This is a genomic window from Phytopseudomonas flavescens (genome assembly GCF_900100535.1).
Lineage (GTDB): Bacteria > Pseudomonadota > Gammaproteobacteria > Pseudomonadales > Pseudomonadaceae > Aquipseudomonas > Aquipseudomonas flavescens.
Genome location: NZ_FNDG01000007.1, coordinates 116,689 through 129,949, shown reverse-complemented (window position 1 = coordinate 129,949; position 13,261 = coordinate 116,689). Strand labels below are relative to the sequence as shown.

Sequence of the window (13,261 nt, the reverse complement as noted above, 5' to 3'; positions counted from 1 at the left end):
CACGCCTCACCAGCACCTACCACGCGTGCGGAGGGTCACGCCGCCATTAGCCAAATTCGGAACATGGACACGACAACCGAGTCCGATACACGGCACACTCATGTACTTCACCGCGAACCCTTCACACACAAGGATCATGCAATGGCTTTCAAACACCTGATTGGCGGCGCCGCTCTGCTCGCCCTGCTCGCCGGCTGCAGTTCGACCGACACAGCACCCACCCAGGCGTCGAAACCCGCCAACAGCAACGGCAAATGCAGTGCCGAAGCCGCGCAGAGCCTGCTCGGCCAGGTGGCCACCGCCGAAATCGTCGAGCAGGCCCGTGAGCAGTCCGGCGCCCGCACCGCCCGCGTGCTGTCGCCCGGCGACATGGTGACCCTGGACTACGATTCCCAGCGCCTGAACATCGACATCACCGAAGCCGAGGTCATCGAGCGCATCGCCTGCGGCTGATTCGCCACAGCGCCCATCGTCTGCGGCACAATCGGGCCACTTCCGCCTCACCAAGGATTGGAGCTGGCCCATGCAGATCGATGAAGAACTGACGCTCAAGAAGCTGGAAATCTTTCTGGCGTTCATGCGCAGCGGCAACCTGGCCCGCGCGGCCAGCGAACTTAACACCAGCAACGTCAGCGTGCACCGCGCCATCCACTCCCTGGAAAATGCACTGCGCTGCCCGCTGTTCAAGCACCAGGGACGCAACCTGATCCCGCTGGAAAGTGCCTACGTGCTGGAAGAGAAAGCCCAGAAGCTGATCCAGGACGCCCAGGACATGGTGCGCCTGGCCCGCGAGGCCGCCGGGTTCGGTGCCGAGCGCTTCAAGCTCGGCTCGCTCTACTCGCTGACGGTGAAGACCGTGCCGCAGCTGATCATGGGCCTGAAGCTGCGTCGCAGCGAACTCAATATCGACCTGATCCTCGGCTCCAATGTCGACCTGATGTACAAGCTCAAGGACATGGAGCTGGACGCCATTCTGGTCGCCCTGAACGATGGCGAGCCCCATCCCGACTGCGAGCAACTGCCGCTGTTTTCCGATGATATTTTCCTGGCCGTACCGGTGGACTCGCCCTTCGCCGAGCAGGCCGAAGTGGACCTGGCCGAGCTGCGCGAATCCACCTTCATCACCCTGACCCAGGGTTTCGCCACCCACCAGGACGGTGCGCGGGTGTTCCAGCAGGCGGGGTTCGAACCCAACGTGGCCATGCAGGTGAACGATATCTTCACCCTGCTCAGCATGGTCAGTTCCGGGGTGGGCTACGCACTGCTGCCCGGGCGCATCGCCGCCGTGTACGAGAACCGCGTGAAGCTGATCCCGTTGCAGGCCAAGTATCACCTGCAACAGCATATCGGCGTGGTGTTCCTGAAAGCCAAGGAGCGCGATCCCAACCTGCTCGCGCTGCTGGCCGAATGCCGCATGTACAGCCTGGGCCTGAATGCCTGATGCCAGGCCGGGTCAGCCCGGCAGCGCCTCGCACGCAGAAGCACAGCGCCGACGGCCGGGTCCGGCATGCAAGGCCGTCGACACACCATCGGGAAGCAGGCGCCGATGGGTTTACATCCAGCCCGGCACGACGAACAGCAGCCAGGCCAGCAGCGGACCGAACGCCACCACCAGTCCGCTGTAGACGAGGAAACGGCGGAACAACGCTTCGCGCTCTTCCTTCGCCGCCGAAGCCACCACCAACGCGCCATTGGTGGAGAACGGGCTGACGTCCACCACCGTGGAGGACACCGCCAGCGCACAGATCACGCCCGCCGCGCTGAGGTGGCCCTGCATCAGGAACGGTACCGCCAGCGGGATGGTGGCGCCCAGCACGGCCGCCGAAGACGCGAAGGCGGAGACGATGCCACCGACATAGCAGACCAGCAGTGCCCCCAGCAGCGGAATGCCGATGGCACTGACGCCGTGGCCGACGAAGTCGACCGCACCGGCCTTCTGCAGCACGGCGACATAGGTCACCACGCCGCTGATCAGCAGTACCGTGGACCAGCTGATGCCATCCACCGCGCCCTTCTGCGCAGACGGCGAGGCCATCGCGATGACGACGGCCACGGTGATCGCCACCAGGCCGACGTTGAGGTCATACACCAGCGCGGCGATGCCCAGGCCCAGCAGGCCGACCAGCGTGATCAGATGATCGCGGTTGATGCGCACCTCATCCAGCGCCTGCGGATCATTGGACAGGGTGCCACCACCGACACTGACCACCGCGCCATGACCCTCGATGGCGAACTGGCGCGACGACGCCTGCACGCCGGCGATCAACGGCTCATCGACCACGGCACGTCCACGGCGCAGCAGGGCGATACCGCCAAAAGCGAAGAAGCAGATGAACGCCATCAGCAGGTTGAAGCCGAGGCTGGTGAGGAACACGGCCATTTCCGTGACGTCCAGTCCAGCCTTCTGCACCACCTGGTTGGTGATGCCGCCATACACGCTGATCGGCGAGAACCCGCCCGCCTGCGCGCCGTGGATCACCAGCAGGCCCATCATCAACGGATTGATCTCGTACTGCTTGGCAAAACGCAGCGCGACCGGGCCGATGATCGCGACCGCTGCCGGACCCAGTGCGCCGAAGGCAGTGAGCACCGCGGTGACGATGAACATCACCCACGGAATCGCCACGATGTGGCCCATTACCGCCTTCACCGCCCAATGCACCAGCAGGTCGATGGTGCCGTTCTTCTGGGCGATGGCGAACAGATAGGTGATGCCGACCAGGGTCAGGAAAAGATCGGCGGGAAAGCCCGCAAGGACTTCCTTGCCACCCATGCCGACCCAGATGCCGCCGACGATGAACGCCAATGCAAAGCCGACGGCGCCCATGTTGATGGGCAGGGCCGTGGCCACGATGAACATGATCACCAGACCGATGATCGTTGCAATTTCCGGACTCATGCGCCCCTCCGAGAAACCTGGTTCGTTTCATCCGATGGTGACCCGCCATCCAGAGGTACGGCCTGGCTTTGCGATCCTGCGCGCCTGCTCATGGGCGCACCCAGGCCGTTTCCACCCATGCCACGACGCCCTCCAGGGTGATCCCAGCGGCCAGGTGTACAGATGGCAAGTAGCGCTACACCGTAGATGATCATTGTTTTTATCCTCGTTGACGCATCGAAGTTATTGTTCTTGTGCTTCGGCAATCGGCGTTGTTATCGGCTCTGGCTCACCTCCTGACGCAGCAGGGCGTCCAGGGTATCCAGACGCGCGCCCTGAAAGGCGACGGCCATGCCCGGCTCGAAGACGCGCCGGGCCAGCCCGCTCAGCACGCTGCCAGGCGGCAGCTCGAGGTGCAGCCGCACGCCCCGCTCGAACGCCGTCTGCAAGGTGCCGTACCAATCCACGATCCGGCACATGTTGTTGGCCAGGTCATCGCGCAGCGCATCAGGTTCGCTCAACAGTCGCGCGCTGCTACCACTCAGGTAACGGACGGACGGACGCCGCAGGGCGACCGTGGCGAACGCTTCGTTCAACCTGGCGGCGGGTTCGGTGAGCAGCGCGCAGTGCGAGGGGACGCTGACCGCCAGCGGCTTGACCGCCCCTGCACCGGCAGCCCGGGCACGCTCGCCCACGGCCTGCATGGCGGCGCGGCTGCCGGCGATCACCACCTGGTTTTCGGCATTGATATTGGCCAGGAACACCGGCGACTGCGGGCCGTTCGCCTCAGCCAGCAGGCGCTCGATACAGTTCAGGTCGAGGCCGAGAATCGCCGTCATGCCGTAGCCCTGGGGATAGGCTTGCTGCATCAACTGGCCACGCAGCGCGACCAGATGCAGGGCATCGGCAAAACTCAGCGCATCGGCGACCACCGCAGCGGCGTAGGCCCCGATAGACAGCCCGGCGACATAGTCGGGCGCCAGCCCTCGCGCCTTCAACAATCGGGCACCCGCCACGCCGGCAATCAGCAAACACAGTTGTACGGCGCGGGTGCCCCGCAAGGCCTCGGCAGAATCCAGAGCGGAAAGTGCTTCGCCGAGCACCACTTCGGCTTCCTCCAGGCACGCCCGAACGGCGGGCTCAGCCGGCAAGTCATGCAACATGCCGGGCTGCTGCGCGCCCTGGCCGGGGAACGCCCAGAGCGTGCTCATGCCACCGATCGCTCTGCAGCCCAGGGGTCGCTGACCAGCAGTGGCCCGGCGTTGCTCTTGAGCAGAACCCGTGCTGCGCCACTTGCCCACTCACGCAGGGCCAGCGCGCCGTGCGGAGTTTCCAGCTGCACGTCGATGCTGCCCGGTGCCAAGTCGATCAACGTGCAGAGCGCTCTGGCCCAGGCCCGAGGTACTGGCTGGGCGGCGCGGATCAGCAGATCCAGGTCGCTGGCCGGGTGCGCGGCGCACAGCCCGCTGGCCAGCTCGAAGCCGAGGCTTCCCGTCACGCCCCAGCGCAGACCGGCACGCTCGAGCTGCGGCGCGAGCCAGGCCAGCGCGCGCAATGCCGGCCAGGCGCCGTTGGCATGGCGCAGCCAGCGACCGGTACGCGCGACCCCCTCCGGGCTGACGCGGCGGCGCACCTGGTCAAGACGCATCCAGGTCGCGAAACGCTCTTCCCGAGCCCTGCCGCGAACGCCCACGGCCACCCAGCCGGGCTCGGCCTGGGCACGGCGCACCACCACCGGGGTGTGGCGCCCCAGGGCGCCATGCACCCAGGCCGGAGCGTCCAGGGGCAGGTGTGCGGCAGCAAAGCCCCACAGCAGATCATGGGGGCTGGGCACCCTCGACGCGTCATTGATCATCAGAGATTCCTCGATCCAGGCAACGACTGCCGCGCATCCGCTACCACTGGGCGCGCAGCAGTTCGCGTACCTGCGAAGACGCCGCTCGATTGGGCGCCCCCAGGCGACTGCGCAGATCCTTGCTGCCACCGGCGATATCCGCCAATGCCCGGAACAGGCAGCCCTCCACCCGCGTGCGGTCGTCGCCGCTGGGCTGCGCAACGTTCTCGACCGGCAGGGTTTCCCAGAGCAGGCCGAGGGAAGCGTAACTGTCCAGGTCGTAGGCCATCGGCGGGATACTGGCGGCCAGGCTTTCCAGTTCCTCGACGCTGCGTAGCGTGATCCGTGCTGCAGCAGACTTGCCCATGGCATGCACCATGACGCTAGGATCGCGCAGGGCGATCAGCCGCTGTGCCTGGTAACCGTGAGCCAGAAAGGCACCGGACATCGCCTTGCCGACCAACAGGCCGATCACCGCATGCCCGGCCAAACGGGCACGGGCATAACTGTCGACCGCGGCGGCCAGGGCCTGGTGAATGCCGTAAGCCTCTTCCCGGCGGCCATAGGCCTGGCTCGGCACGTCGACGATGGCGATCAGCGCTCGCTTATGCGGCCCGTCGGCGTCGCCCTGAATGGCGTCATCCACCGCCTTGGCCAGCCCCCAGCCCTCGAGCAGTCCTACTTCACCATGGCGGGCGCGGGGAAACGGATTGTTGCCATCGGCTACCACCGCGAGGTAGCGCACCGATTGTTCGCCAAGCATGCCGTCGGCCACCAGCAGCGAAGCTGGCAGGCCCTCCAGCGGCGTAGCGCCTCTGGTCAGTACCTGAAACCAGCTACGTCCGCGTTGTTCGCTTGCTCCGCTCATGACGGCTCTCCTTGAAAGGCGCTGCGCACCGCAGCGGCATCGGCCTGCACCCGGGTGTCGACGCGCTGCAGGCGCTCGAGGAACCAGGCATGCCGGCGGCTGCGCTCCAGCGCCGGCTTGCCCTGACGCAACAGCTCGATCAGCGCGTGGCGAATCGGCTCGACATCGTCGGCCACATAGCGATCCACCAGCGCGCTGGCATGGCGCTGTTCACCACCGATGAGGCTCCAGATGAAGGGGCGATCCCGTGAGTCGTACTCATCGATACCCGCCTCCTGCTCGATCACCTGCGGGCCGTTGAGCCCCAGGCGAGCCTCACGGGTCACCAGCAGATAACTGCACAGGCCCGCGGCGATCGACATGCCGCCGAAGCAGCCGACCGGGCCGGCCACCAGGCCGATCACCGGCTGGTACTGGCGCAGATCGACGATCGCCGCCTGGATCTCGGCAATCGCCGCCAGACCGAGGTTGGCCTCCTGCAGGCGTACGCCGCCGGTTTCCAGCAGCAGTACAGCGCGGGTCGGTGTACCGTCACGGTTGTCCTGCGCGGCCAACTCCAATGCGCCGGCAATCTTCGCGCCGCCCACCTCGCCCAGACTGCCGCCCTGAAAGGCACCTTCGATGGCGATGACCACCGCGGGCTGCGCATCGATCACCCCCTTCGCCACCACGACCCCGTCGTCGGCCTGGGGCACGATGCCCTGCAGGGGTAGCCACGGCGAGACCACCCTGGCGAACGGGTCGACCAGTTCGCGAAAACTGCCCGCATCGAGCAGCGCGCGGGCCCGCTGGCGTGCACCAAGCTCGGTGAAACTGCGCTGCTCGAGCAACCGTTGGATCCTGGCATCAGTCATGGGTCAGTTCCTCGAAGCCTTGCTCCAGGCGCAGACGCACCACACCGGGCGTTGCGCCGAAATCGTGGATTTCTATGTTCAGCGCCGGCAGGTGCTGCTCGCGGAACATGCGCTCGAACAATTGCTGCCAGCGCGGCGCGCTACCGTTTACCGAGGTCACCACCTGAATCGCCAGGGTGCCATCGGTACCGGGCTCCAGCAGCACCTCGAGATCGCCGGAGCCGACACAGCCGACCAGGGCGCGATTGCGGGCCGGTGCCCCGGCGGGGAATTGGAAGGACAGGGTTTCCATGTTCAGAGACTCCCAAACTGGGCCGACTGGCCAGGCTGCAGGCGGTCGAGAAACAGGCAGGCGGCGAGCAGATCCGCCGCACCGCCTGGCGAGGCGCGTAGCCGCAGCATGTCGCCTTCCAGCTTTCGCAGGCGGCGACGCCCAGCCAGGCTGGCGACGCCACCGGCATCGAGCACGGCGCGGGCACCGCTCTGCATGCAGTGCAGGCCCTCGAGGCCGGCGCGGTACAGCACGCAGGTGTCGGACAAGCGACTCATGATTGCCAGCAAGGCATCCAGCCGGGCGTTCTGCTCCCCGACGCCAGCAGCACGGCTGCGGGCCAATTGGGGCAATGCATGGTGGATCACCGCCGGAAACGCCAATTGCGCCTCCTCCCGCGCACCATGAACACCGTAGCGCCGACAGACCTCGGCACCGTGGCTGTAGCTGCTGACAGGCACCGCTCGATCGGTCAGCAGCGCGATGCGGGCAGCACGAACCACCACGAGGCTGGCGGCCCACTGCCGGCTCTCCAGCGCCGCGCCAGCACACAGCAGGCCCAGCGCCCAGATGGCGCCGCGGTGGGTGTTGACGCCAGCGGTGACGCGCAGCATTGCCTGCTCACCTTCGCGGCCTATACGGCCGAGGGTCTCGCGCAACGCCTGGGTGACCTCGCTTTCGTCCTGCGCGGCCTCTGCCATCGCCCTGAAACAGGGCCATAGCGACAATGCAGAGGCATGCATCAGGCCCAGATGCAGATCCTGATGGGCACCACTGCCGCGTTTATCGACAAGCCCGGGCTTGGGTGACAGATCGGCTTCGTCGATCAGCACGTCCACCGCCAGATCTGCCAGGTACTCGCCGAGCGACCGCTGCGGCTGCCTGGAATGGGTCGTACTCATCACCAGCTCCTGAATTTGGCGGGCGGGTTGTAGAGGCCGCCGGACCACTCGACCAGCTCGGCGATGCTCTTGGCTGCCAGCAGTTCACGGCTGGCGTCGGCGCGGCGGATGCCGAGGTCTTCCGGCAGCGCGACGAGGCCTTCACGGCGCATGCGCTCGGTGTTCTTCGGATCGTGGCGCAAGCCGATGCTGGTGACGCCGGCGACGGCGGCGATCATCGCCTGGCGCTCCTCCAGCGAGCGGGCCTTGTACAGGTAGGCGATGCCTTCCTCGGTCAGCAGGTGGGTGACGTCGTCGCCGTAGATCATGATCGGCGCCAGCGGCATGCCCGCCTTCTGCGCCACGCCGACGGCATCGAGGGTTTCCACGAAGGTCGGCTTGCCGCCCTCCTGAAAGGTCTCGACCATCTGCACCACCAGCTTCTTGCCCCGCTCCAGCAACGGCGCTTCGCTCTGCGCGGGGCGCATGTCCAGCCATGCAGGTGTGCTGTGACGGCGTCCACGCGGATCGTGCCCCATGTTCGGTGCGCCACCGAAACCGGCCAGGCGTCCGCGGGTCACGGTGGAAGAATGACCGTCGCCATCGACCTGCAGGGTCGCACCGATGAACAGGTCGACGGCGTATTGGCCGGCCAGCTGGCACATCAGTCGGTTGGACCGCATGGAGCCGTCGCGACCGGTGAAGAACACGTCCGGGCGCTGAGCGATATAGCCTTCCATGCCCAGTTCGGTGCCGAAACAGTGCACGCTCTCGACCCAACCTGTCTCGATGGCGGGAATCAGCGTCGGGTGTGGGTTGAGCGTCCAGTTTCGGCAGATCTTGCCCTTCAGGCCGAGGGACTCGCCGTAGGTCGGCAGGATCAGTTCGATGGCGGCGGTATTGAAACCGATGCCATGGTTGAGCGACTGCACGTTGTGCTTCTGGTAAATGCCGCGGATCGCCATCATCGCCATCAGCACATGCACGGGCTTGATATGGCGCGGATCCCGGGTGAACAGCGGTTCGATGTAGAACGGCTTGTCCGCCACCACCACGAAGTCGACCCAGGACGCGGGAATGTCCACCCGCGGCAGTTCGTCGACGATCTCGTTGACCTGGAAGATGACGATGCCGTCGCTGAAGGCGGTGGGCTCCACCAGCGCCGGCGTATCTTCGGTACTCGGCCCGGTATAGATGTTGCCATGGCGGTCGGCCTGGAAGCCGGCGACCAGGGCGACATTGGGAATCAGGTCGACCAGCAGCCGTGAGTACAGCTCGATATAGGTGTGGATGGCGCCCACCTCGAGCAGACCGTCTTCGAGCAACTGGCTGATGCGCAGGCTCTGCGGGCCGGCAAAGGAGAAGTCAAGTTTGCGGGCGATGCCGCGCTCGAACAGATCCAGGTGCTCGGCACGGCTGACGCTGGGCATGATCATGTGCAGGTCATGCAGCCGGCCGGGATCGGTCTGGGCCAGCGAGCGGGAGAGGAAGTCGGCCTGTTTCTGGTTGTTGCCTTCGAGCACCACCCGGTCGCCAGGGGCGATCAGCGCTTCGAGCGCGGCGACGATGCCGTCGCTGGGCAGCACCACGCCATCGGCGAAGGCGCGAACCTGATCGAGACGCCGTGCCTTCTCGGCACGACGACGCGACCATTGCGGCGGTGGGGATATTGTTGTCATTGAAGACTCCACGAGTTCCGCTGTCGTGGCATCACAGTAGGAGCGCGGACGAACCCCATCAATCAAGCGCGGCGCCGTATCGTTACGCTCAGGCTAACGATGTACGCCTGTTAACGTCAGCGGACAGACCGGGCATACTGCGCCACCGATCTCCCGCTGCCCGGCCCACCATGCGCATTCACGTCACCTTCATCGATCGCGTCGGCATCACCCAGGAAGTGCTCGCCCTGCTGGGGGGCCGCAACCTCAATCTGGATGCCGTGGAGATGGTGCCGCCCAACGTCTATATCGACGCCCCGACCCTCAGTGCCGCGGTGCTCGACGAGCTGCGCGAGGCACTGTTCAAGGTGCATGGCGTGCAGGCGGTGACGGTGGTGGACATCCTGCCCGGACAGCGCCGCCGCCTGCAGCTCGATGCGCTGCTGGCGGCGATGAGCGACCCGGTGCTGGCGGTGGATGGTGACGGCCGCGTGCTGCTGGCCAACCCAGCGCTGGTTGCCCTCTGCGGCCGCGAGCCGGAAGGCGTGGCGCTTGGCGAACTGTTCGCCGGATCGGATCTGCAACAAGCGCTGCTCGACCAGCATTTGCGCCTGCCACTTCGTGAGGTGACGCTGAACGGCCAGGCACTGCTGCTGGACGCCACACCGATCAGCGAGTCCGCCGACATGGGCCGGCTGGCCGGCGCGCTGCTCACCCTGTATGAACCCAGCCGCATCGGCGCGCGCCTCGCTGCCCTGCACCACGACCATGCCGAGGGCTTCGATTCGCTGCTCGGCGACTCGCTCCCCATCCGTACCCTGAAGGCCCGCGCACAGCGAGTGGCGACCCTCGACGCGCCATTGCTGATCCATGGCGAAACCGGTACCGGCAAGGAGCTGGTGGCACGCGCCTGCCATGCCATCAGCACGCGCCACAGCGCCCCCTTTCTGGCCTTGAACTGTGCCGCTCTGCCGGAAAGTCTCGCCGAAAGTGAACTGTTCGGCTACGCCCCTGGCGCCTTCACGGGCGCGCAGCGTGGTGGCAAGCCGGGCCTGCTGGAACTGGCCAATCACGGCACGGTGTTCCTCGACGAGATCGGCGAGATGTCGCCTTATCTACAGGCCAAGCTGTTGCGCTTCCTCAGTGACGGCACCTTCCGCCGGGTGGGTGGCGGCCGTGAGGAACGCGTCGATGTGCGCATCATCAGCGCCACGCATCGCAACCTGGAGCGTATGGTCAGCGAGGGCGGGTTTCGCGAGGATCTCTTCTACCGGTTGAACGTGCTCAACTTGCAGGTACCCCCGCTGCGTGAGCGCGGCCAGGACATCCTGCTGCTGGCGCGGCATTTCATGCAGCACGCCTGCGCTCAGATCCAGCGCACCCAGTGCCGGCTGGAGCCCGATACCTACCCGGCCCTGCTGGGCAATCCCTGGCCGGGCAACGTCAGACAATTGCAGAATGTGATCTTTCGCGCAGCGGCGATTTGCGACAGCAACCGGGTGCAGATCGGCGATCTGGACATCGCCAGTACCGCCGTCGCGCAGCAGGTGGGGGGGGAAGTCGGCAGCCTGGAGGCTGCGGTTTCGGCATTCGAAAAAGACTTGCTGGAGAAACTTTACGCCAGCCATCCGTCTACCCGGCAACTGGCTGCGCGCTTGCATACTTCGCACAGCGCCATTGCCACACGGCTACGCAAATACGGCATCACCGCCAAGCGCTAGGCGGGGGAGCCGCTGGCTGGCCAGGCGCTCTGGCAGCACATGCCGAGAACGCCTGCGCCCATTCGGGCTTACTGGCTGGCGCCGCCCGCACCACCACCGGAACCACCGGAACCACCAGCGCCGCCGGTGCCGCCGGAACCGGTGCCGCTGCCCGCCCCGCCCGTGCCACCACCGTTGCCGCCGGTGCCGCCCGGCATCGGGTCGGAGCCGGCTCCAGTGCCATTGCCCGTACCCGTGCCGGTACCTGGCACGGTAGTGCTGCCGTCGGTGCCTGGCGTCGTAGTGCCCGGTGTGGTGGTTCCCGGGGTCAGGGTGCCGTTGTCACTTGGTGGAGCACCTGGCGTGGTAGGCGACGTCGGAGCCGTCGTGCCTGGTGCCGGCGCGCTGGAGTCCGCAACGGCTGGCAGAACGGCACCAGCCAACAGGCCGCCAAGTACGATGGCCGGAATACTCATCTTGTTCATTGTCATCACCTTTCATCCAGGTTGGTGGGCAAGCTCACCCGCTTTCTTCAATGAAGCGAGCGCTCCCTACACCCGACCGGCCGTGGTTCAACAATGTTCGGCCAGCAGGATAAACGGTCGTCAGCCTCGAAGCGCCTCGGTGAACTCGGCGAGCCAGGGTTCGGCGTCCTGTTCGGGGGTGACGCTTTCGCTGGCATCCACACGCAGCATCGGCAGCACTTCGCGGATGCCCAATTCGGCGAACAACTCGCGCACCAGTTCGCCGCCCGCACAGTAGGTGTCGCCATAACTCGAATCGCCCAGCGCGATCACGCCCCCGGGCAGGCCGCTCCAGGCGGGAAAACGATCACGGATCGCGGAGTAAAGCGGCTGCAGGTTGTCCGGCAGTTCCCCCATGCCGGTGGTGGACGTCACCACCAGAAAACCCTCCGGGGCGGATGCCAGAACATCCTCCAGGCTCGCCCGCGGGTTGTGCCAGGCGTCTAGGCCGGCCTGCTTCAACAGACCTTCAGCGTGTCGGGCCACTTCTTCGGCGGTGCCATAAACCGATCCGGACAGAATCGCGACTTTCATGAAAACTCCGTGTGTTGAGGACTGCGCCAGGCATTATGCCGCATTGCCCGGCAGCTCGTCCGAAGCCGCCCCAGTGGGACAGCCGGCACGCAGCCCTCTGATAAACTGGCGCAAATGGCTCAGGGACGCTGGAAATGATCAATGCCAAATTGCTGCAGCTGGTGATCGATGCCTCGAACGATGGCATCGTGGTCGCCGAGCAGGAAGGAGAAGACAACATCCTCATTTACGCCAACCCGGCGTTCGAAGCGCTGACCGGCTACAGCAGCGAAGAAATCCTCTATCAGGACTGCCGGTTTCTCCAGGCCGGCGATCGCGACCAGCCCGCGCTGGCGCTGATCCGCGAAGCGGTGCGCAGCCAGCGACCCTGCCGCCAGGTGATACGCAATTACCGCAAGGACGGCAGTCCCTTCTGGAACGAGCTGTCGATCACCCCGGTCTTCAACGAAGGCGATCAACTGACGTACTTCATCGGCATTCAGAAGAACGTCAGCAAGCACGTGCAGAATCAGGAGCGAGTCAAGAAGCTCGAAGCCGAGGTGCAAGCCCTGCAAGCCGAGCTGCAGGAGTTGAAGCGACGGGCGTACGGTAACGAAAGCGGCGGCGAGTTGTCATAAAGGAGCTCCCACCTTGCGCAGAAAGCCGTCATGCAAGATCCGTCGCTCCTGACTCCCCTCGAAATGGAATTCATACAACGACTTACCGAGAACAGCCCTGCCCCGGTCGAGCCCGATCCGGGCCTGCAGGTCGATGCCGCGCGGCAGACCGCTGAGCTACTCGCCAGTTGCGCCGCCAACGAACAGTTGACCATCGAGGCGCATATCGCCAATCAGCGCCTGTCGTTCACCCCTCACCTGGTCACCGACGAGCAGAACACCCCGCACCTGGAGCTGGGGGTGCCGCAGATATTCGACGAGGGCTCATTCGATCGCGCCTGGCGCCTGCCGCTCGATCCGCCAAGGCCGTTGTTGGCACGCGACGGGCGTCCGGGCAGTCTGTTTATCCATGAACTGTCACTGAGCGGCCTGCTGGTGGCGCAAACCGCCGAGGCGCAGCCGCCAGAGCGTTTCTGCCTTGATCTGGATATCGGCGAACGGGAGCCGGTCACGCTCCAAGGCAGCCTGGTCCGCGTTACCGAAGAAGGTCTGCTGGCTTATGAATTGACGCTGGACGAAGACAACGGCGGACGCCTGCAGAACTACCTCTACCAGCAACATCGCAGCCTGTATCCAGACGCCCACCGCCTGTGAAATCCGCCA

Annotated in this window: 15 protein-coding genes; 5 read left to right on the top strand and 10 right to left on the bottom strand. The window is 65.6% G+C overall.

Going from position 1 to position 13,261, the window contains the following annotated elements; genetic code table 11:
• The first annotated feature begins 141 nt into the window (after window positions 1-141).
• The gene (locus BLR94_RS11235) at window positions 142-453 is read left to right on the top strand and encodes an I78 family peptidase inhibitor (protein WP_075932708.1); all 312 of its coding nucleotides are present in this window, start codon (window positions 142-144) and stop codon (window positions 451-453) included.
• 70 nt (window positions 454-523) lie between these two features.
• Window positions 524-1,441, top strand: a complete 918-nt coding sequence (locus BLR94_RS11230; RefSeq protein WP_084304843.1) for a LysR family transcriptional regulator — start codon at window positions 524-526, stop codon at window positions 1,439-1,441.
• Window positions 1,442-1,552: 111 nt separating this feature from the next.
• Here BLR94_RS11230 and BLR94_RS11225 read toward each other — a convergent pair whose 3' ends face one another.
• From BLR94_RS11225 to mdcA, 8 genes are all read right to left on the bottom strand, one after another.
• Window positions 1,553-2,899, bottom strand: a complete 1,347-nt coding sequence (locus BLR94_RS11225) for an SLC13 family permease (protein WP_084304842.1) — start codon at window positions 2,897-2,899, stop codon at window positions 1,553-1,555.
• Between the two features lie 254 nt (window positions 2,900-3,153).
• Entirely contained in the window at window positions 3,154-4,089 is a 936-nt protein-coding gene (gene mdcH, locus BLR94_RS11220) for a malonate decarboxylase subunit epsilon (RefSeq protein WP_084304841.1), read from the bottom strand.
• Window positions 4,086-4,733: a malonate decarboxylase holo-ACP synthase gene (locus BLR94_RS11215; protein WP_084304840.1), complete on the bottom strand. Its 648-nt coding sequence runs from the start codon at window positions 4,731-4,733 to the stop codon at window positions 4,086-4,088. Before BLR94_RS11215 ends, mdcH begins: the two co-directional genes overlap by 4 nt.
• Window positions 4,734-4,773: 40 nt before the next feature.
• Window positions 4,774-5,580, bottom strand: a complete 807-nt coding sequence (gene mdcE / locus BLR94_RS11210; protein ID WP_084304839.1) for a biotin-independent malonate decarboxylase subunit gamma — start codon at window positions 5,578-5,580, stop codon at window positions 4,774-4,776.
• Window positions 5,577-6,434, bottom strand: coding sequence for a biotin-independent malonate decarboxylase subunit beta (locus BLR94_RS11205; protein ID WP_084304838.1), 858 nt, complete (start codon window positions 6,432-6,434; stop codon window positions 5,577-5,579). Before BLR94_RS11205 ends, mdcE begins: the two co-directional genes overlap by 4 nt.
• Window positions 6,427-6,726, bottom strand: coding sequence for a malonate decarboxylase subunit delta (locus tag BLR94_RS11200; RefSeq protein WP_042552020.1), 300 nt, complete (start codon window positions 6,724-6,726; stop codon window positions 6,427-6,429). Before BLR94_RS11200 ends, BLR94_RS11205 begins: the two co-directional genes overlap by 8 nt.
• A gap of 2 nt (window positions 6,727-6,728) precedes the next feature.
• The gene (locus BLR94_RS11195) at window positions 6,729-7,607 is read right to left on the bottom strand and encodes a triphosphoribosyl-dephospho-CoA synthase (RefSeq protein ID WP_084304837.1); all 879 of its coding nucleotides are present in this window, start codon (window positions 7,605-7,607) and stop codon (window positions 6,729-6,731) included.
• Complete coding sequence (gene mdcA / locus BLR94_RS11190; protein ID WP_084304836.1) at window positions 7,607-9,265, bottom strand: malonate decarboxylase subunit alpha; 1,659 nt, start codon at window positions 9,263-9,265, stop codon at window positions 7,607-7,609. The genes BLR94_RS11195 and mdcA overlap by 1 nt, the downstream gene beginning before the upstream one ends.
• Window positions 9,266-9,435: 170 nt before the next feature.
• Here mdcA and BLR94_RS11185 point away from each other — a divergent pair, with 170 nt between their 5' ends.
• Window positions 9,436-10,965 carry a sigma-54-dependent transcriptional regulator gene (locus tag BLR94_RS11185; protein ID WP_084304835.1) on the top strand — a complete coding sequence of 510 codons (1,530 nt, stop codon included), beginning with the start codon at window positions 9,436-9,438 and terminating at the stop codon, window positions 10,963-10,965.
• Window positions 10,966-11,033: 68 nt separating this feature from the next.
• Here the strand turns inward: BLR94_RS11185 and BLR94_RS27130 are convergent, their stop codons facing one another.
• Both BLR94_RS27130 and BLR94_RS11175 read right to left on the bottom strand, forming a co-directional pair.
• Window positions 11,034-11,429 carry a hypothetical protein gene (locus BLR94_RS27130; RefSeq protein ID WP_139207436.1) on the bottom strand — a complete coding sequence of 132 codons (396 nt, stop codon included), beginning with the start codon at window positions 11,427-11,429 and terminating at the stop codon, window positions 11,034-11,036.
• A 120-nt stretch (window positions 11,430-11,549) separates the two neighbouring features.
• Window positions 11,550-12,002: a flavodoxin gene (locus BLR94_RS11175; protein WP_084304834.1), complete on the bottom strand. Its 453-nt coding sequence runs from the start codon at window positions 12,000-12,002 to the stop codon at window positions 11,550-11,552.
• A 134-nt stretch (window positions 12,003-12,136) separates the two neighbouring features.
• Here BLR94_RS11175 and BLR94_RS11170 point away from each other — a divergent pair, with 134 nt between their 5' ends.
• Entirely contained in the window at window positions 12,137-12,619 is a 483-nt protein-coding gene (locus BLR94_RS11170; RefSeq protein ID WP_084304833.1) for a PAS domain-containing protein, read from the top strand.
• 63 nt (window positions 12,620-12,682) lie between these two features.
• A complete protein-coding gene (locus BLR94_RS11165; RefSeq protein ID WP_139207435.1) occupies window positions 12,683-13,252 on the top strand; it encodes a hypothetical protein in 570 nt (189 codons plus the stop codon).
• Window positions 13,253-13,261: the final 9 nt, after the last annotated feature.

What these genes read in the sequence shown, in the direction of transcription:
- mdcH (WP_084304841.1), bottom strand. Translation starts at nt 4,089, where the DNA reads ATGAGCACGCTCTGGGCGTTCCCCGGCCAGGGCGCGCAGCAGCCCGGC.
- mdcE (WP_084304839.1), bottom strand. Translation starts at nt 5,580, where the DNA reads ATGAGCGGAGCAAGCGAACAACGCGGACGTAGCTGGTTTCAGGTACTG.
- BLR94_RS11175 (WP_084304834.1), bottom strand. Translation starts at nt 12,002, where the DNA reads ATGAAAGTCGCGATTCTGTCCGGATCGGTTTATGGCACCGCCGAAGAA.
- BLR94_RS11185 (WP_084304835.1), top strand. Translation starts at nt 9,436, where the DNA reads ATGCGCATTCACGTCACCTTCATCGATCGCGTCGGCATCACCCAGGAA.
- BLR94_RS11195 (WP_084304837.1), bottom strand. Translation starts at nt 7,607, where the DNA reads ATGAGTACGACCCATTCCAGGCAGCCGCAGCGGTCGCTCGGCGAGTAC.
- BLR94_RS11225 (WP_084304842.1), bottom strand. Translation starts at nt 2,899, where the DNA reads ATGAGTCCGGAAATTGCAACGATCATCGGTCTGGTGATCATGTTCATC.
- BLR94_RS11235 (WP_075932708.1), top strand. Translation starts at nt 142, where the DNA reads ATGGCTTTCAAACACCTGATTGGCGGCGCCGCTCTGCTCGCCCTGCTC.
- BLR94_RS11200 (WP_042552020.1), bottom strand. Translation starts at nt 6,726, where the DNA reads ATGGAAACCCTGTCCTTCCAATTCCCCGCCGGGGCACCGGCCCGCAAT.
- BLR94_RS11165 (WP_139207435.1), top strand. Translation starts at nt 12,683, where the DNA reads ATGGAATTCATACAACGACTTACCGAGAACAGCCCTGCCCCGGTCGAG.
- BLR94_RS11230 (WP_084304843.1), top strand. Translation starts at nt 524, where the DNA reads ATGCAGATCGATGAAGAACTGACGCTCAAGAAGCTGGAAATCTTTCTG.
- BLR94_RS11215 (WP_084304840.1), bottom strand. Translation starts at nt 4,733, where the DNA reads ATGATCAATGACGCGTCGAGGGTGCCCAGCCCCCATGATCTGCTGTGG.
- mdcA (WP_084304836.1), bottom strand. Translation starts at nt 9,265, where the DNA reads ATGACAACAATATCCCCACCGCCGCAATGGTCGCGTCGTCGTGCCGAG.
- BLR94_RS11170 (WP_084304833.1), top strand. Translation starts at nt 12,137, where the DNA reads ATGATCAATGCCAAATTGCTGCAGCTGGTGATCGATGCCTCGAACGAT.
- BLR94_RS27130 (WP_139207436.1), bottom strand. Translation starts at nt 11,429, where the DNA reads ATGAACAAGATGAGTATTCCGGCCATCGTACTTGGCGGCCTGTTGGCT.
- BLR94_RS11205 (WP_084304838.1), bottom strand. Translation starts at nt 6,434, where the DNA reads ATGACTGATGCCAGGATCCAACGGTTGCTCGAGCAGCGCAGTTTCACC.